Raw genomic sequence first — 17,505 nt, 5'->3', positions numbered from 1 at the left:
GTGTACGGCCCCGCCGGCACTCACTCAATCGCTGCTCGGCGGCTTCATCAGCGAGAACAATTCGTCGACAGTCTTCTGCGCGACGGCACGCACACGATCGGTGCTGTCCATGCCGGCGATGTTGACGCCATTGACCACGGCCTTGATCTCGTCGCGGAAGTCAGTGAGGAAGCGCAACGGATCGCGCTGCTCGTTGGCAACGCGCGCAATCAATCCCGTGATCAGAATCTGGCACGCGATCAGCTTGCCGTTCAGTTCGTCCATCCTGCGCTCCATCTGTGGCGGCGCCGATATGGACGATGCCGATTTTCCTGACAACCGAAACGCGGCTCACTCGATTTAGAACCGTTCTTGCAAAGTGGGCATCGCCGGCGCCTGACCGGGTGCTTCGCCAGTCCCGCTGTGCCCGCGCCACGCCCTCCACGAGCATTGCCTTATTCTTACTCGCTGATCGCTCGCTCTAAGAAAATGCAGCACTGCACACCGGCGCGCCAGAGAGTTGCCTAGGCGGTGCAAAGCTTTCCAATTGTTTAGATTTCTCACCCGATAGTGCTGTTTACACTGGAACTTGGCGTGTATTATACAAACGCCCTTGGAACCCAACGATTGCCCCAAAATTCGTAACCTAGGGCACAAGAGCCGACACGAGCCGACATGAAAAAAACCCGGCCGATCCTCTGGATTCTGATCCTCGCGGCCGTGGCCTCCGCGGGTTACTATGGTTGGCAGAAATACGGCTCGCCGGACCCCGGAAAATCCCAGACAGCCCAGAAAGGCCCGCCTCGCGCGCCCGCCATTCCCGTGAGCGTGGCACCGGTCCAGAAGGTCGACTTCCCGGTCTATCTGACCGGTCTCGGCACGGTACAGGGCTTCAACACCGTCCAGGTCCGTAGCCGGGTGGACGGCCAGATCGACAAGATCGCCTTCACCGAAGGCCAGATCGCCAAGGAGGGCGATCTTCTGGCCTCGATCGACCCCCGCCCCTATCAAGCCACGCTCGACCAGGCCAAGGCCAAGAAGGCGCAGGACGAGGCTAGCCTGGCCAATGCCAATCTCGAGCTCCAGCGTGCCATGAAGCTCGGCGAATTCGCCACCGCACAGCGGGTCGACACCCAGCGCTCCACCGTCGCCCAGCTCACCGCCCAGATCGCCGCCGACGAAGCCGCTATCGCCAACGCCCAGACCCAGCTGGACTACACCCAGGTCAAGGCGCCGATCACCGGCGTCGCCGGCCTGCGCCAGGTCGACGTCGGCAACATCGTCAACGCCTCCACACAGACCGGCATCGTCACGATCACGCAGGTGGAGCCGATCGCGGTGATCTTCACCGCGCCGGAAGACCAGCTTCCCTACATCAGCGAAGGACAGAAGGCCGGCGCGCTCAAGGTGATCGCGTTCACCACCGACGGCAAGAAGACGCTGGCCGAAGGCAAGCTCGCGGTCATCAACAACCAGGTCGACACCACCAGCGGGACTATTCGGCTCAAGGCGGTGTTCGACAACAAGGACCACACGTTGTGGCCGGGACAGTCGGTGTCGACGCGCCTACTGGTGCGGACGCTGAAGGATGCGACCGTGGTTCCGGATGACGCGGTCCAGCATTCGACCAACGGCCTCTACGCGTACACCGTCAATCAGGACAACAAGGCCGAAGTGCACAAGATCAAGGTCAGCTACGCCATCGACGGCCGTTCGGTCGTCGACGAAGGGCTCACGCCCGGGCAGCAGGTGATCACTGGCGGTCAATTCAAGGTGCAGCCCGGAAGCCTCGTCTCGACGGCGGTGGCAAGTTCGGATCCGGCGCAGAACAAGGTACGACGGGAATGACCGAGGGCGGGATTTCGGCACCTTTCATCCGTTATCCCATCGGCACCTCGTTGCTGATGGCCGGCATCCTCTTCGTCGGTCTCGTCGCCTATCCCCTGCTGCCGGTCGCGCCGCTGCCGCAGGTGGACTTCCCGACCATCCAGATCACCGCCAATCTGCCGGGCGGCAGCCCCGAGACAATGGCCTCGTCGGTGGCCCAGCCGCTGGAGCGCCAGTTCGCCCAGATCCCCGGCATCGCCCAGATGACCTCGACGAGTTATCTCGGCACGGCGTCGATCACCATCCAGTTCGACCTCAACCGCAGCATCGACGGCGCCGCCAACGACGTGCAGGGCGCCATCAACGCCGCCAGCGGCCAGCTGCCGAAGAACCTGCCGTCGCCGCCGACCTACCGCAAGGTCAACCCGGCCGACGCGCCGATCCTGCTGCTGTCGGCGACATCGGAGACACTGCCTCTGACCAGCGTCAGCGACGCGGTCGACGCCCAGCTCGCCCAGCAGATCAGCCAGCTCTCCGGCGTGGCGCAGGTGTTCATCGGCGGCCAGCAGAAGCCTTCCATCCGCATCCAGGTCGACCCGGCGAAGCTCGTCGCCAAGGGCCTGTCGATGGAGGACGTGCGCAGCCAGATCGCGATCACCACGGTCGACAGCCCCAAGGGCAATATCGACGGCGAGAAACGCGCCTACACCATCTACGCCAACGACCAGCTGACCCAGTCCAAGGACTGGAACGACGTCATCATCGCCTATCGTAACGGCGGCCCCTTGCGCATCCGCGACATCGGCCAGGCGGTCAGCGGCGCCGAGGACGCCAAGCAGGCGGCCTGGGCCAACGGCAAGCGCGGCGTGTTCCTGGTGATCTTCAAGCAGCCGGGCGCCAACGTGATCGAGACGGTCGACCGGATCAAGGCGACCCTGCCCCGCCTCGTGGCGGCGATCCCGCCCGCGATCAAGATCGAGCTCATCAGCGACCGCACCACGACCATCCGCGCCGCGGTCGAGGACGTCCAGTTCACGCTGCTGCTGACCATCGCCCTCGTGGTCATGGTCATCTTCATCTTCCTGCGCAGCTTCTGGGCCACCGTCATCCCCACCGTCACGGTTCCGCTGGCGCTCTTGGGCGCGTGCGCGCTGATGTGGGTCGTCGGCTATTCGCTCGACAATCTGTCACTGATGGCACTCACCATCGCGGTCGGCTTCGTCGTCGACGACGCCATCGTGATGCTCGAGAACATCACGCGCTATATCGAGGAAGGCGAATCGCCGATGGCGGCGGCCTTCCGCGGTTCCAAGGAGATCGGCTTCACCATCGTGTCGATCAGCATCTCGCTGGTCGCCGTGCTGATCCCGCTGCTGCTGATGGGCGGCATCATCGGCCGCCTGTTCCGCGAATTCGCCGTCGTGCTGGCGATGACGATCTTCGTCTCGATGTTCGTGTCGCTGACCCTGACGCCGATGATGGCCTCGCGCTTCCTGCGCGCCCATGGCGAGGTGCAGCACGGCCGCTTCTATCAATGGAGCGAGCGCGCCTTCGATTCGATGCTGCGCGGCTACGAATATGTGCTCGACCATGCCCTAGCCTGGCGGCGCACCACGCTCGCGATCTTCTTCGCCACGCTCGGCCTGTCGATCTACCTGTTCGTCCTGATCCCGAAGGGCTTCTTCCCGCAGCAGGACGTCGGCCTGATCACCGCCACCTCGGAAGCCTCGCAGGATATCTCCTTCGCCGAGATGCAGCGCCGTCAGGTCGAGCTCGGCAAGATCGTGATGGAAGACCCCGATGTCGCCACGATCGCGATGAACATCGGCGGCAGCGGCCGCGCCGGCAACAACGGCAACATGTTCATCACGCTGAAGCCGCGCAACGAGCGCGAGGCCTCGGCGCAGCAGATCATCGCGCGGCTGCGTCCCAAGCTCGAGAAGGTGTCCGGCGCCCGCCTCTACATGCAGGCGGCCCAGGACGTCCGGCTCGGCGGCCGGCCGACGCGTACGCAGTTCGAGTTCACCTTGCAGGATGCCGATCTCGCCGAGCTCAACGACTGGGCGCCGAAGATCCTGGCCAAGATGCAGACGCTGCCGGAGCTGCGCGACGTCGCCACCGACCAGCAGACCCAGGGGACCACGGTCCAGCTCAAGATCAACCGCGACACCGCAGCGCGCTACGGCATCCAGCCGCAGCTGATCGACGACACGCTGTATGACGCCTTCGGACAGCGGCAGGTCACGCAGTATTTCACCCAGCTCAACACCTACAAGGTGATCCTCGAGATCCTGCCGGAGCTGCAGGGCAATCTCGACAGCCTGAACAAGCTCTATCTGAAATCGCCGCTGACCGGCGACCAGGTGCCGCTGTCGACCTTCGCGACCTGGACCACCGATCCGGTGCGCCCGCTTTCGATCAGCCACCAGGGCCAGTTCCCGGCGATCACAATCAGCTTCAATCTCGCGCAAGGCACCGCACTCGGTCAGGCCACCGAGGCCGTGCAGAAGGCGATGGCCGAGCTCGGCGCGCCACCGACGCTGAATTCGAGTTTCCAGGGCACCGCGCAGGCGTTCCAGCAGTCGCTCGGCACCGTGCCGCTGCTGATCCTCGCAGCGCTGGTCGTGGTCTACCTGATCCTCGGCATCCTCTACGAGAGCTACATCCATCCGATCACGATTCTGTCGACCCTGCCCTCGGCCGGCGTCGGCGCGCTCGCGATCCTGATGGCGGCCGGCTTCGACTTCAGCCTGATCGCGCTCATCGGCATCATTCTGCTGATCGGCATCGTGAAGAAGAACGGCATCATGATGGTCGACTTCGCGATTGCCGCCGAACGCGACGAGCACAAGACGCCGGCGGAATCGATCCGCCAGGCCGCGCTGTTGCGCTTCCGCCCGATCATGATGACGACGATGGCGGCGCTGCTCGGCGGCGTGCCCCTGATGCTCGGCCACGGCACCGGCGCCGAGATCCGCCAGCCGCTCGGCTACGCCATGGTTGGCGGCCTGATCGTCAGCCAGGCGCTGACGCTGTTCACCACGCCCGTCGTCTATCTCTATCTCGACGAGCTCAACAACTGGTTCTCGGGCTGGGGCCGTACGGGTGACGGCGAAGGCCACGAGACCCACGAGCACCGCACCGTCAAGGAAGCCGCCGAGTAAGCTTGCGCCGCGGCTCCCGCGACGCTACAGCGAGCCCCCCGGTTCACGCCAACGCGGTTTCGCCATGCCCATGCAATCCAGACTTGCCGCCCTCGCCGCTGCCCTCCTGCTGTCGACGGGCGCCGCGCATGCCCAGCAGGGCGCCAAGAAGAACGCAGCGCCTGCCCCGGCCGCGCAACCCGCGCCTGCACCCACGCAGCCGCAGGCCGACGGCGCTCCCGGGCAGCCCGGCTGGATCGTCCGCTGCACCAGCGCCAGCCGCGAGGCGCCGCTCGAATGCGCGATGGAGCAGAACGCGGTGCTGACCAAGACCGGCCAGACCGTCGTCCTGATCAACATCCGCATCGCACCCGACACCCGCACGCCCATCGCGCTGCTGCAATTGCCGCTCGGCCTCAACCTTCCCGTCGGCGCCAAGCTCCAGGTCGACGAGGGCAAGACGGCCGATCTCCAGATCCAGACCTGCGAGAACCGCGGCTGCTACGCCTCGACGCCGATCGCAGCGGACCTGCTCGCAGCATTGCGGTCGGGCAAGCAGTTGAAGGTCTCCTTCCAGAACATGGCCAAGGAGACGATCGCGATCCCGATGCCGCTCGGCGATTTCGCGGCGGCCTACGACAAGATCAAGTAACGAACGTCTTGATCCCCGACTGCCGCAGCAGCCTTTCCTTCGGCCATCCTTCGAGACGCCCGCTTGCGGCGGGCTCCTCAGGACGAGGCTCTGCTGTGCGGCGAAATCCTAGACCCTCATGGTGAGGAGCCCGCCAAAGCGGGCGTCTCGAACCATGAAGGCCGAGCAGCTTCGCAGCCAGGCGGAAGCCGGTCAGTCCACGCCGAGATAGGCCTTCTGCACCTGCGGGTCCTCGGCGAGCGCCGCCGCGGTGCCCGACAGCACGCTCTTGCCGACCTGGAGCACGGTCGCGAAGTCCGAGACCTCCAGCGCCAGCTCGATCGATTGCTCGGCGAGCAGGATGGTGAGGCCCTCGCGATGCAGGCGACCAAAAGTCTCGTACATGGACTCGACCACCGCCGGCGCGAGGCCGAGCGAGGGCTCGTCGAGCATCAGCAGCTTCGGGTCGCTCATCAGGGCGCGCCCGACCGCGAGCATCTGCCGCTCGCCCCCGGACATGGTGCCGGCGCGCTGGTTGCGGCGCTCCTTCAGGCGCGGGAAGATCTCGTAGACACGCTCGAGCAACGCGGCCTGGCGCGACTTGTCGTGCAGCGGTGTCGCACCTAACATCAGATTGTTCTCGACGCTCTGCTGCACGAACAGCCGCCAGCCTTCCGGCGACAGTGCCAGCCCCTTGCGCACGATCGCGAATGCCTTCTGGCCCGCGATCTCCTCGCCGCGGAAGCTGATCGAGCCGGAATGCACGGGAATGAGGCCGGCGATGGCGTTCAGCGTCGTGGTCTTGCCGCCGCCATTGGAGCCGAGCAGCGCGACGACGCTGCCCTCCGGCACCTCCAGCGAGACGTCGGAGACGCCGATGAGGTCGCCATAGCGCACCTCGAGGTGCTCGATCCTGAGAAGCGCCCCGCTCATAGGTCCGGCCCGCCCATCAGCTCGACCGGCGTATGGCCGGCGGCGGCTTTCGCGGCGCGTTTTCCGAGATAGGCTTCGATCACAGCCGGGTTCGAGGTGACCTCGCGGGGCGAGCCGCGCGCGATCTCCTTGCCCTGGTGAAACACCATCACGCGGCTCGCCAGCGACATGATCACTTCCATGATGTGCTCGACGATGACGAGCGTGATGCCGGAGCGGTGGATGTCACGGACGAGATCGATCGCGAGCCTCACCTCATGCGCGTTGAGGCCGGCCATAGCCTCGTCGAGCAGCAGCACCTTCGGTTCGGTCGCAAGCGCGCGTGCGATCTCGAGCCGCTTGCGGCCGGGCGTGCCGAGCGAGCGCGCCGGCGCCTCCGCAAGCCTGATCATGCCGACGCGCTCCAGCACGGCGCGTGCCCTGGTCTCGGCCTCCTTGCGATGCGCGGTGCGCAGGAAAGCGCCGATCATGACGTTCTCCAGCACCGTCATGCCCTCGAAGGTCTGCGGCACCTGGAAGGTGCGGGCGAGCCCGAGCCCGGCGCGCTGCTCGGGCGCGACGTCGGTGATGTCGCTCCCCTCGAACAGCACGCGGCCGGAGGTGGTCTTGAGGTCGCCGGTGAGGCAATTGAAGAAAGTGGACTTGCCGGCGCCATTCGGGCCGATCAGGCCGAGGATGTCGCCCTGCTCCAGGGTCACGGAGGCGTCGTCCACCGCCTTGAAGCTACCGAACGCCTTGGTGATGCCGCGCGCTTCAAGGAGCATGGCTTGCTCCCGTGTCGGTCTTCGACGTGTCAGTCTTCAACGTGTCGGTCTTGGGCTTGCCGCGCCGCATGAGCAGGCTGAGCAGCCCACCCGGCTGGAAGCGCGCGATCAGCACGATGATCGCGCCATAGACCACGAAGGTGAGCCCGGCGCCCTTGCCGCCGAGCCAGCTGTTGGAGATCTCCTCCAGCGGCACCAGGATCGCGGCGCCCAGCAGCGGTCCGAACAGCAGCCCCGCCCCGCCCAGCGCGGCCATGATCAGGATCTTGACCGAGATCAGGATCCCGAGCCCGGACTCGGGATCGACGAAGCCGAACATCATCGCATAGAGCGCGCCGGCAACGCTGGTCAGCGCGGCACTCAGCACGTAGGCGTAGAGTTTCGTGCGGCTGGCGGGTGCGCCGAGCGAGCGCGCGGCACGCTCGGAATCCTTGATCGCCCGCAGGTAAAATCCCATCCGGCTGTTGGTCATCCACCAGGTGATCGCAAGCGTGATCGCGAGGATGGCGAGGAAGAGATAGTAGTAGGGCAGCGCCGACAGGAACGAGAGATCGAAGATGTTGCGCGGCACGGTCGGACCGGAAAGGCCGACGGCCGCGCCAAGCCATTCGGTGTTGGTCACGATCAGCCGCATCGTTTCGGCGACCGCGATCGTCGCCATGCTGAAATAGTGGCCTGACAGCCGCAGCGTCGGCACGCCGACGATCGCGGCGAGCCCGACCGCCAGCACGATGCCGCCGGGAATGCCGAACAGCGGCGACAGGCCGAATTTGGCGTAAGCGCCCATCGCGGCATAGGCACCACAGCCGAAATACACGACATGCCCCACCGACACCTGCCCGGCATAGCCGCCGACGATGTTCCAGGCGGAGGCCGCGATCGCATAGAGCAACACCAGCGCGCCGAGGCGTTGCTGGAACGGCGAGGACAGCAGCAGCGGATAGGCGATCGCAAAGGCTGCGACGACCGAGAGCCAGATCCAGCGCCGCATCACATCTTCCCCATCAGGCCCTGTGGCCGGAACCAGAGGAAGAACAGGAACAGGACGTAGACGACGATGTCCTTGTAGATCGCACCGATCAGATAGCCGGAGAGCGACTCGATGACGCCGATCAGGAGTCCTGCGACAAGCGCGCCGGGCACGCTGCCGAAGCCGCCGAGCGACACCGTGACGAAGGCGACGATGCCGAGCGTCTCGCCCACGGTCGGCACGATGTAGAAGAAGTTCGCGATCAGCGCGCCGGCAAGGCCGGTGGCGCCGGCCGCGATCGCCCAAGCGATCGCCTGCATGGTGTCGGGCCGGATGCCCATCAGCTGCGCCGCGGTCGCATCCTCCGCCACCGCCAGCATTTTCGAGCCGAGCGAGGTGCGCGTCAGCAACAGATGCAGGCCGAGCGTCACCAGGAGCGCGACGATGCCCGCGAGCAGCCGCGAGGCCTCGATGCGCAAGCCGGCAAAGGCATAGGTGCCGCCCACGATGTTCGGCGGCATCGACAGGAAGTTGGCGCCGAACCACCAGAACACGGAATAGCGCAGCAAAAGCGCGAGGCCGAAGGTGCCGAGAATCTGCGCCAGCATCGGCCCCTTCATGATGTCGCGGATCAGGCCGAAATAGACCACGATGCCGAGCGTGGCGAGCACCAGGGTTGCCAGCGGCGCACCGAGCAGCGGCCCTCCTCCCATCAGGGTGTAGACGACATAGGCGACGTACATGCCGAGCATGACGAAGTCGCCATGCGCGAAATTGACGATGTTCATCATGCCCCACACCAGCGTGAGGCCCGAGGAAAACAGGGCGTAGACGGCGCCAAGCAGAAGGCCGCCGACGATCACCTGCACGAGAACAAAGGACATGAGCTGCGTTGCTCTACCAAGCCTTGTGAAAAAGGCGGGACCAGCAGGTCCCGCCTTCGCATGATCACCAGCCCTTGTAGGGCAGCAGCGGCGCCTTCTGGGCATTGGCCTTCGGCCACACCGAGACGTAGTTCTCGCCGTCCTGAAGCTGGATGATGTAGGCCGAGGCCAGGATGTTCTGGCCCTTGTCATCGAACTTCACGCCCTTGTAGCCCATGATGAGCTGCTCGGGCTTGAGGTCGGTCGCCTTCAGCGCGGCCTGGATCTTGGCGGGATCGGTCGAGCCGGCGCGGTCGATGGCGTCGACCAGCACGAAGAAGCCCTGCATCTGGCGGCCGACAGTGTCGTCCATCTCCTCGCCGCTCTTCTTCTTGTACATGTCGGCGATGATGGCAGACGGCGATCCGGGCGGACCCACCGCCCAGGACGAGCGATTGAAGACACCTTGCGAGAGCTTGCCGACCGCCTTGATGAAGGACGGATCGGAATAGCCGGCGTCGTCCGCGAGCAGCAGCGGCGGCTTGTAGTCGAGCGACTGCATCGTCTTGGCGAACAGGATCGCGTCTGACGTGTAACTGATCATCAGCACGACATCGGGCTTCTTCTCCTTGAGCTGAAGCACCTGGGCCTGCACGTCGGTGGCGTTGACGGCATAGGCGATGTCGATGACCCCGTTGCGCTCCTTCGCCTTGAATCCGGAAGCGATCGTGTTGGCGACCGAGGTGCCGTATTCGGTGTTGTCATGGACCAGCGCGATGCTGTCGGTCTTGGCGCCGGCCGCTTTCATGTCGGTGAGGAATTCGTCATAGATGCGGACGAAGTCCGGCGCGATCGGCGTGGTGCGGAAGAACCATTTGAAGCCGCGCTCGGTGAGATTGGCGGCAACCGATTCCGGCGTGAGGAACGGGATGCCGTATTTCTCGGCGATCGCGCTCGATGTCAGCGTGATGCCGGACTGATAGGCGCCGAGGATCGCGGCGACCTTCTCTTCGGTGATCAGCCGCAGCGCCTGGTTCTGCCCCGTCGCCGGGCTGCCCTGGTTGTCGGCGAACACCACCTCGACCTTGGCGCCGCCGAGTCCGGCAAGGCCGGCATTCTTCGCGAGCGGGAGACTGCCGAGCTCCGGATGCGCGTTGTTGATGATGTCCATGGCGACCTCGAGCGCCGCCTTGGCGTGCGCGCCGATCGAGGCTGTGCCGCCGGACATCGGCAGGATCGCGCCGATCTTGACGACCTTGTCCTGGTTCTTTTCCTGCGCCTTTGCGCCCGAGACGAGCGCAAGGGACATTGCGGCCGCGCAAAGCAGCCCCGTGACCTGCTTCAATGTCATGAAATCAGACCTCCCAAAGGGTTTCCCCAACCAAGATTTTTTGGAGAGCCTGGGCGAAACGCCCGCCTCCGTTTGATTATGCCTGGCTGCGGGAGGATGGCATGCCAGCTGGCGACCGGCAAGGTGAAACGGTCTGCGACGATGCTGCATGGGGGAGCAGCGATACGTGTCGCCCGGGTGAGCGAAGCGACACCCGGGACAACAGCGGCCGCATCCCCGGATGTCGCTTCGCTCATCCGGGCTACGGGTCTCCCCGATCCACTTCGCTCAACTGATTACGTCGCTTGCCCGCAGCAGTGTCGTGAAGCCGCCATAGATCATGCGCTTGCCGTCGAACGGCATATCGCCGAGCTTGAGCCGCGGGTCCGCCATCACCTTCTTGTTGACGGCGTCGCGCGTCTCCCGGTCGCGATAGACGATCCAGGCGAACACCACGACCTCATCTTCCTTCGCCATCACCGCGCGCGGAAACGACGTCAGCTCGCCATAGGGGACGTCGTCGCCGATGCACTCGACATAGTCGAGCGCACCGTGCTCCATCCAGACCGCGCAGCCCGTTCGCGCCATGGCCTTGTAGGCCTCGATCTTGTCCTTCGGCACGGCCAGCACGAAACCATCGACATAGGGCATCAGGAATCTCCTTGGGTTGTATGTGTCCCAAGGACGACGGCGCCCGCAGCGGGCCGACATCGAAGGCGCGACTTCCACTGAGGCAAACCGTCGCGAGCCCGGCACGACACGCCGGTTTCCAAAATGGTACGGAGCCGCGGCCGACAAAATCAGGACCTGGGAAAGCGCCGGAACTGGCTGGGGAACCTGGATTCGAACCAAGACAAACAGAGTCAGAGTCTGTTGTGCTACCGTTACACCATTCCCCAACGGAATAGTCGAACAAATTCAATGGCTTACTGATTTGTCCGACTGTGGCCGGAAGCGCGTTTGGCGCAAATCACGGCTCAGGCGTGGCAGCGTTCTACCCGCTCACATCTGGGCTGGCAAGCGCTCCGGTGGATGGCTCGTCAGCCCAATGGCGGGACCGGATCGAACGTCCGCTAATGCACGCGGCCGATGCTGACGACGATTTCGCCCCGGCCATGTGCGATCATCACCTGACCATATTCGTCCTGCGGCGGGCTCTCCTCGTAGCGGAGCGGGATCGTGGTGATCTCCTCCCGCGCCGCGCCGGCCGGCTGCTCCGCATTCACATCGAGGATCAGGATCTTCGGATTGATCCCCTGCGGTGAGCGCCTGGTCAGGCGGGCTTGGCCATTGCCCGGGACCCGCACGTCGCCGATCATGATCAGCCTGGGCGGCGCCCCCGGCGCACGGTCAATCCAGGCCTTGAAGGTGTTTCTCAGCAGGACAGTCATGATGCACCTCTCCCTCGCCAAGTTGCGCGATCCTTCGATCGCGGGCGAACCATAGGCGGGCGAAGCGAAGCGAAACGTGAATGGCCCGTGAATCGGGCGAGCCGGCGGGCTCCCGCAGCGAAGACCAGGCCCCTGCCACCACACGATACCGACCGGGCCGAGCTTGTGCCGGACCGCGACACATGCCGGCCGGCGACCAAGTCAGACCGGACTCGCGCGTGGGTTGCCGATTGCTTGCGACCGCATCGCGCGCTTGGTGCAGTTGAGCGAAAACTCGCCATTCACGCTCATTTCACGCCCGTCGGCTCCAAGTGAGGAACGATTTTCATTTCGCCCGCAAGGTCGCATTCCGATCGTTCAGCAACCCTTGACCGTCTGACAACCCAAGATGTACCATTTCTGCATTGCACCAGATCCGGCGGGCTGCATTCCTGAGCTCACGAGTCATTGGCTTCGCGGACAACGCGAGCCGATTATCAGCATTTCACCAAGCCTCAGCTCCCGGGACCTGCCCTCCTGTATTGTCGTCGACGATGTCGACGGGGGATGGGACGAGATGTCGGGAGTTGGCGGCGACAAGGCGGCAGGCGGGAGCACGACCGGCCGCCTGCGGCTGAATATAATCGAAGCATTTTCAGCATCGGTGGACGGACACGAGATCGCGCTCGGCCGAAAAGCGCAAGCGCTTCTCGGCTACATGGTGCTCTCCTCCGCACGCCAGTTGCCCAGAACCAAACTGGTCGGCCTGCTCTGGAGCGAGAAGGAAGATCCGCTTGCCAAGGGTTCGCTGCGTCAATCGCTGAGCCAGATCCAGCGCGAACTGAAGACACACGGCTGCACGCATTTCCATGCCGATCAGATGCACGTGGCACTCGATATCGAACGGGTGGCGTGTGACCTGACGGAAATCATCGCGGATGCCGAGCGCGGCATCGTCCATCCCACCCTGCTCGCACACGAACGCCTGACCGACAACATTCTCGACGACCTGGAAGGTGTCGATCCCGCGTTTTCGGATTGGCTTGCAGAGACGCGACCGCTGATCCACGAACGGCTGATCGATGCCCTGACGAGGCTGCTTCCCGACGAGGGCCAAGCCGATGTCACGGCCACCGCGGAGGCTGCAGCGAAGGCCATCTACCGGCTGGATTCCGAGAACGAGCGTGCCATTCGCGTTCTCATCAGGAGCCACATCGCGGCCGGAAGCATCGGTGCCGCGCTCGCGATCTATGCGCGGCTCTGGCGCCAGCTCGAAGACACCTACGACATCGAGCCGCACAAGCTCACGCAGGAGCTGATTGCCGGCCTGCGACAGCAGCAACCCGAGACGGTCACGCGGCCGGTCGTGTCGGCGGCAACAGCCCCCGCGGTCAGCCTGGCCGGATTTGCCGTCAGCCGGCCATCGGTCGCCGTTCTGCCCTTCCGCGCGCTGTCGCCGACGCTCGAGCCGCAATTCACGATCGGTATCGTCGACAGCGTCGTGCAGGCCCTGTCGAGCCTGAAAGAGCTGTTCGTGATCTCGCGCGGCTCGACCATGATTCCGATGTCGCAGACACCGGATCTGCGCGCGATCGGCCGCGATCTCAATGCGCAATATCTGCTGCACGGAAGCATTCAGCGCGCCGGCGACCAGATTCGAATCTCGACCGAGCTCGTTGCCGCCGAAACGGTCGAAGTCGTTCGTGTCGATCGCCTCAGCGGGACTGCAGCCGACGTCTTCGACCTGCAGGACCGCATCGCCGTCGAGGTCATACGCTCGCTGGCGCCTCAAGTTCGCGACCGGGAGCTACATCGCGCAATGCAAAAGAGGCCGGACGATCTCGACGCATACCAGTTGGCCCTGGTCGGCTACGACCAGATGTTCAGCCCGGACTACACGACCTTCGTGACGGCGCGAACCAACTTCGAGCGTGCGCACATGCTCAGCCCCAATTGGGCTCCGCCGCTGTCCTACAGCGCGATCTGGCACATGCAGCGCGTGGCGCGCGGATGGTCCGCGAATGCGTCGATCGAGCTCGAAACGGCGCGGGGGCTCGCCGAACGAGCGCTCGAGCGCAACTCGGCCGATCCGCTCGCCAATGCCGTGGGCGGCTACGCGCTGTCGCAATGCAGGCATGACCATGTCGGCGCTCTCAAACAGCTCGACCGCGCCATCGAGCTCACCCCGAACCTCGCGCTCGCATTCGCATACCGGGCTGCCGTGCATGTTCGCTGCGAAAGATATGCGGACGCACTCGGCGATGCGGCCATCAATCTACGCCTGTCGCCGCGAGACCGGCACGCCTGGTTCGCAGAGATGATTTCGGCTCAGGCCCACTTTGCCATGAACGATTTGAACCCGGCCATCGAACACGCGACACGGGTCGCGACGCTGCTGCCCAGCAACCAGGTGAACCTGCGCGTTCTCGTTGCTGCGCTCGTGGAAAGCGAACGTCTCGACGATGCACAGACTTTTGCGCGGCCGCTGATCACGGACGGCCATCTCGACCTGAAATGGATCGCGACGTCGCCATGGCCAAAGCCGACCCTGGCGCGCATCGAAGCAGCACTTTCACGGCTGGCGTCGACACTCCGGCACGGAAACACCTGAGGCAGCACCGACAAATCGCAACAGAGGAGGCACATATGGCGGGCGGATATGGCGGATATGGCGGATATGGCGGTTATGGCGGATACGGGGGGTATGGCGGGTATGGAGGATACGGCAGTACGGGCGGATCGGGCGGCGCCATGTTCGCCGACCGCGTCGATCGCCCGTTCGTAAGCGAACGCGACGTCAAAGGCGCCAGGTTCGACGCCACCGGCTTTGGCATGAGGCTCTGGTCGACCCGGTGGTACGCGTGGGTCGTGATGTCCGATCTTGCCAGTCAGGGCGATTGGCTCAAAAGGCTCGGCGGTTTTGCCCTGCTCGGCAAAGGCCCAACCCCATGGAAGGCGACTCTCGACGACGACATTGCCATCTTGAGAAACATGGCCGTCAATGAACGCGCGACTGCCATGGATGAAATCGTCACCGAGGCCGACGAATTCATCAGCAAATTCCTGCATCTCGTGTCAGCGACGGCGACGACACACCCGGCGACCTCGCGCATGCTGATCGTCGCCGACGCGCTCACCGCGCTGATCACGATGCACTACAAGGCGCATTTCAATCGCCCGCGCCCCACGCAGGTGGTCCCCGGATTCATGTCGCCGATCCAGCACGGTGGACATGCCTCATTCCCGAGCGGTCACGCCACTCAGGCCCACGTCTTCGCAGCGCTTCTGACCAAAGTCATGCCGCGAACACTTGGTATTTCCGATCCGAGCGCCGCGGGTCGCACAACGATCGACAAGACACTCGGCGCTCTTGCCGACAGGATTTCGCGAAACCGGGAAATCGCCGGCCTTCACTATCCGTTCGATACGAAGGCCGGAGTGAAACTCGCAAAGGCAATCATCGACAATATTCTCCTGGACGAGGCCTACCTGCCGAAGTTCACAAAGCTCGTCGAGAACGCCAAAGCCGAGTGGGAGAACACCGGCGTCTTCGACGAAGAGAAGGACACCGGCATCTCCGCGGGAGAGAAATATGTCCGAGATTGATCGGTGTGGCCTCTACGAAGTCGTGCCTGACGGCTTCGACCTGCGCAATGCGTCCCCCGCCGAGCTCGATCGCTACGGCATTCCGCAAAAGCCGGATGCCGTCACGGAGCCGGAACTGTTCCAGTTCTGGACAGAGCTTGTCTCGGAGCAATTTTCGGCGAAGCAGCCGACCTTCGCCAGCATCGATCCCCCGTCCAGCGGGGGAGCGCTTCAATCGATGCTGAATTGGTCGGGGGCGCTCATTTCCACGCCCTGGCCCCAGCAGATCGTCTTTGCGGCAGCCGGATGGAATGTGCCGGACGTGCGCCAGCCATCCGCGTCGGCCCTGGGCACGCACGCGGACGATCCAAAATCGCTGCTGTGGGTGGGACTCGACGGCCGCAACGGCGTGCTGCCGAATATTTCCCTGCCTCAAATCGGCACCGGCCACTGGCCCAACCGCAAGCCCAAGCACTTTGCGTGGTGGGATTGGTGGCATAACACGCAGCCGGATGAGGCGACCGGCAAGTCAGCAGCGCCTCCGGAGCCACAAGCGATTACGTTGATCGACAATCTGCCAATCAAGGAAGGCAACAAGATCCTCGCCGGTCTGGCGGTTCAGGTCAGCGGAGACATTCTGTATTTCATCAAGAACCAGAGCACCGGCGAGTTCCGCTCGTTCCTCGTCCCACCGCCACCCGGCGAGATCGAACCGCTCGGATCATCCGTGGAATGGGTGATGGAGCGGCCGACGGACCCGAAGAGCCGCGACCTGTTCCCGCTTCCGGAATACGATCCCGTGAACTTCAGGTACTGCGTGGCCCGAGCTGCGGATGGGGCGATTGAAGCAGGCCGTCTGATGACGCTCGAAGACAACGCGCTCATGATCGAGATGCGGGAGTCGTTTGCCAATCCTGACCGTACCGTCATTGTGTCCCGCCCGGAGCTGCGGCAGGAGATTCCAAACGGGCCGATCGGCGTCACCTGTACTTTCCAGGATCCCCTGATGTGAACGAACGGAACGCGTTTCGGGCCGGACCGCGCAGAAGCGGCCAAGTCGTGATCCGGCCCATCTCAGGTATCGCAAGATTAGCGATGCGCCCTACTCCAGCTTGATGTTCGCCGCCTCGATCACCTTCTTCCAACGCGCCGTCTCGGAGGCGATGTAGGCCGCGAAAGGCTCGGAATCCACCGCAACCGCGGCGGCGCCGAGCTCGGCCATCTTCTGCACCGTCTCCGGCTGCTGCATGAAGGCGCGGATCTCGGCCGAGAGCTTTTCGACGATCGGCTTCGGCGTGCCGGCCGGAACGAAGAAGCCATGCCAGGCCACGGCCTCGAAGCCCGGCAGGAATTCGGCGACCGCGGGGACCTGCGGATCGAAGTCGGCGCGCTTGGGCGTTGCGGTCGCGAGCATCGCGAGCTGGCCGGTCTTCACCTGCGGCAGCAGCAGCGGCACGTTGTCGAAGGCGAGATCGATCTGGCCGCTGAGCAGGTCCGTCAGCATCTGGCTCGAGCCCTTGTAGGGCACGTGCACCATCCTGGTGCCGGTCATCTGCTGAAACAGCTCGCTGGCGAGATGCTGCGAGGTCCCGACGCCGGCAGAGCCGAACGAGACCTTGTCCGGGTTGGCCTTCAGGTAGGCGATCAGCTCCGGCACGGTGCGCGCCTTGATCTTGTTGGGATTGACCACGAGCACGTTGGGCACGACGCTGATCTGGGCAACCGGGATCAGATCCTTGTCCGGCTGATAGCTCAGCTTCGGGCCGTAGAGCGACGGGTTGATCGCGAGCGCGGAGGTGCTGGCAAGGCCGAGCGTGATGCCGTCAGGCGCCGACTTCGCCAGCCGCGTCACGCCGAGGATCGAGCCGGCGCCGCCGACATTCTCGACCACGAAGGGCTTGCCGAGCTTCACCTGCAAATGGTTCGACACCATGCGCGCAAAAATGTCAGCGGTGCCGCCGGCGGCGAAGGGAACGATCACCGTCACCTGCTTGGATGGATAGCCGTCCTGCGCCTGCACCGGTGACGTCGCCAGCAGCACTGCCGACACAAGACCAAGCCACATCGATCTCATCGAAGTTTCCTCTGTTTTCACTGTGTTGTTGATTGG

General features: G+C 64.3%; 15 protein-coding genes and 1 tRNA gene. 6 read left to right on the top strand and 10 right to left on the bottom strand.

The features are described from left to right. Positions 1-24: 24 nt before the first annotated feature. A complete protein-coding gene (locus ACVJ19_RS26345; protein WP_027571757.1) occupies positions 25-264 on the bottom strand; it encodes a hypothetical protein in 240 nt (79 codons plus the stop codon). A 390-nt stretch (positions 265-654) separates the two neighbouring features. On the opposite strand from ACVJ19_RS26345, the gene ACVJ19_RS26340 reads away from it, so the two are divergent. The 3 genes from ACVJ19_RS26340 to ACVJ19_RS26330 all read left to right on the top strand — a co-directional run bounded on the left by ACVJ19_RS26340 (position 655) and on the right by ACVJ19_RS26330 (position 5,601). Then, a complete protein-coding gene (locus ACVJ19_RS26340) occupies positions 655-1,827 on the top strand; it encodes an efflux RND transporter periplasmic adaptor subunit (RefSeq protein WP_453952015.1) in 1,173 nt (390 codons plus the stop codon). Beyond that, positions 1,824-4,970 carry a multidrug efflux RND transporter permease subunit gene (locus ACVJ19_RS26335; RefSeq protein ID WP_453952014.1) on the top strand — a complete coding sequence of 1,049 codons (3,147 nt, stop codon included), beginning with the start codon at positions 1,824-1,826 and terminating at the stop codon, positions 4,968-4,970. Before ACVJ19_RS26340 ends, ACVJ19_RS26335 begins: the two co-directional genes overlap by 4 nt. A 64-nt stretch (positions 4,971-5,034) precedes the next feature. Then, a complete protein-coding gene (locus tag ACVJ19_RS26330; protein ID WP_453952013.1) occupies positions 5,035-5,601 on the top strand; it encodes an invasion associated locus B family protein in 567 nt (188 codons plus the stop codon). A gap of 192 nt (positions 5,602-5,793) precedes the next feature. On the opposite strand, the gene ACVJ19_RS26325 is transcribed toward ACVJ19_RS26330, so the two are convergent. From ACVJ19_RS26325 to ACVJ19_RS26290, 8 genes are all read right to left on the bottom strand, one after another. Continuing rightward, a complete protein-coding gene (locus tag ACVJ19_RS26325) occupies positions 5,794-6,513 on the bottom strand; it encodes an ABC transporter ATP-binding protein (protein ID WP_453952012.1) in 720 nt (239 codons plus the stop codon). Then, positions 6,510-7,277, bottom strand: a complete 768-nt coding sequence (locus ACVJ19_RS26320; protein ID WP_453952011.1) for an ABC transporter ATP-binding protein — start codon at positions 7,275-7,277, stop codon at positions 6,510-6,512. The genes ACVJ19_RS26325 and ACVJ19_RS26320 overlap by 4 nt, the downstream gene beginning before the upstream one ends. Further along, on the bottom strand, positions 7,267-8,268 hold the full coding sequence (locus ACVJ19_RS26315; protein ID WP_453952010.1) for a branched-chain amino acid ABC transporter permease: 1,002 nt from the start codon (positions 8,266-8,268) through the stop codon (positions 7,267-7,269). Before ACVJ19_RS26315 ends, ACVJ19_RS26320 begins: the two co-directional genes overlap by 11 nt. Next, entirely contained in the window at positions 8,268-9,131 is an 864-nt protein-coding gene (locus ACVJ19_RS26310) for a branched-chain amino acid ABC transporter permease (protein WP_453952009.1), read from the bottom strand. Before ACVJ19_RS26310 ends, ACVJ19_RS26315 begins: the two co-directional genes overlap by 1 nt. Positions 9,132-9,195: 64 nt before the next feature. Beyond that, entirely contained in the window at positions 9,196-10,461 is a 1,266-nt protein-coding gene (locus ACVJ19_RS26305; RefSeq protein WP_453952008.1) for an ABC transporter substrate-binding protein, read from the bottom strand. Between the two features lie 267 nt (positions 10,462-10,728). After that, the gene (locus tag ACVJ19_RS26300) at positions 10,729-11,091 is read right to left on the bottom strand and encodes a DUF1428 domain-containing protein (protein WP_453952007.1); all 363 of its coding nucleotides are present in this window, start codon (positions 11,089-11,091) and stop codon (positions 10,729-10,731) included. A gap of 174 nt (positions 11,092-11,265) precedes the next feature. Further along, a tRNA-Gln gene (locus tag ACVJ19_RS26295) sits at positions 11,266-11,339 on the bottom strand. A 174-nt stretch (positions 11,340-11,513) separates the two neighbouring features. Further along, positions 11,514-11,831, bottom strand: a complete 318-nt coding sequence (locus ACVJ19_RS26290; RefSeq protein ID WP_453952006.1) for a hypothetical protein — start codon at positions 11,829-11,831, stop codon at positions 11,514-11,516. A gap of 556 nt (positions 11,832-12,387) precedes the next feature. Between ACVJ19_RS26290 and ACVJ19_RS26285 the strand changes: the two genes are divergently transcribed. From ACVJ19_RS26285 to ACVJ19_RS26275, 3 genes are read left to right on the top strand one after another with little or no spacing between them, the layout of a single operon-like run. Beyond that, a complete protein-coding gene (locus ACVJ19_RS26285) occupies positions 12,388-14,421 on the top strand; it encodes a BTAD domain-containing putative transcriptional regulator (RefSeq protein ID WP_453952004.1) in 2,034 nt (677 codons plus the stop codon). A gap of 35 nt (positions 14,422-14,456) precedes the next feature. Further along, the gene (locus tag ACVJ19_RS26280) at positions 14,457-15,416 is read left to right on the top strand and encodes a phosphatase PAP2 family protein (RefSeq protein ID WP_453952003.1); all 960 of its coding nucleotides are present in this window, start codon (positions 14,457-14,459) and stop codon (positions 15,414-15,416) included. After that, entirely contained in the window at positions 15,403-16,407 is a 1,005-nt protein-coding gene (locus tag ACVJ19_RS26275) for a G1 family glutamic endopeptidase (protein WP_453952002.1), read from the top strand. The genes ACVJ19_RS26280 and ACVJ19_RS26275 overlap by 14 nt, the downstream gene beginning before the upstream one ends. Before the next feature lie 90 nt (positions 16,408-16,497). Here ACVJ19_RS26275 and ACVJ19_RS26270 read toward each other — a convergent pair whose 3' ends face one another. Beyond that, positions 16,498-17,469 (bottom strand): Bug family tripartite tricarboxylate transporter substrate binding protein, encoded by a 972-nt coding sequence (locus ACVJ19_RS26270; RefSeq protein ID WP_453952001.1) that lies wholly within the window; start codon positions 17,467-17,469, stop codon positions 16,498-16,500. Positions 17,470-17,505: the final 36 nt, after the last annotated feature.

This window comes from Bradyrhizobium sp. USDA 376, assembly GCF_054063675.1.
The sequence above is the reverse complement of the archived record's forward strand: the minus strand, read 5'-3'. Positions and strand labels throughout refer to the sequence as shown.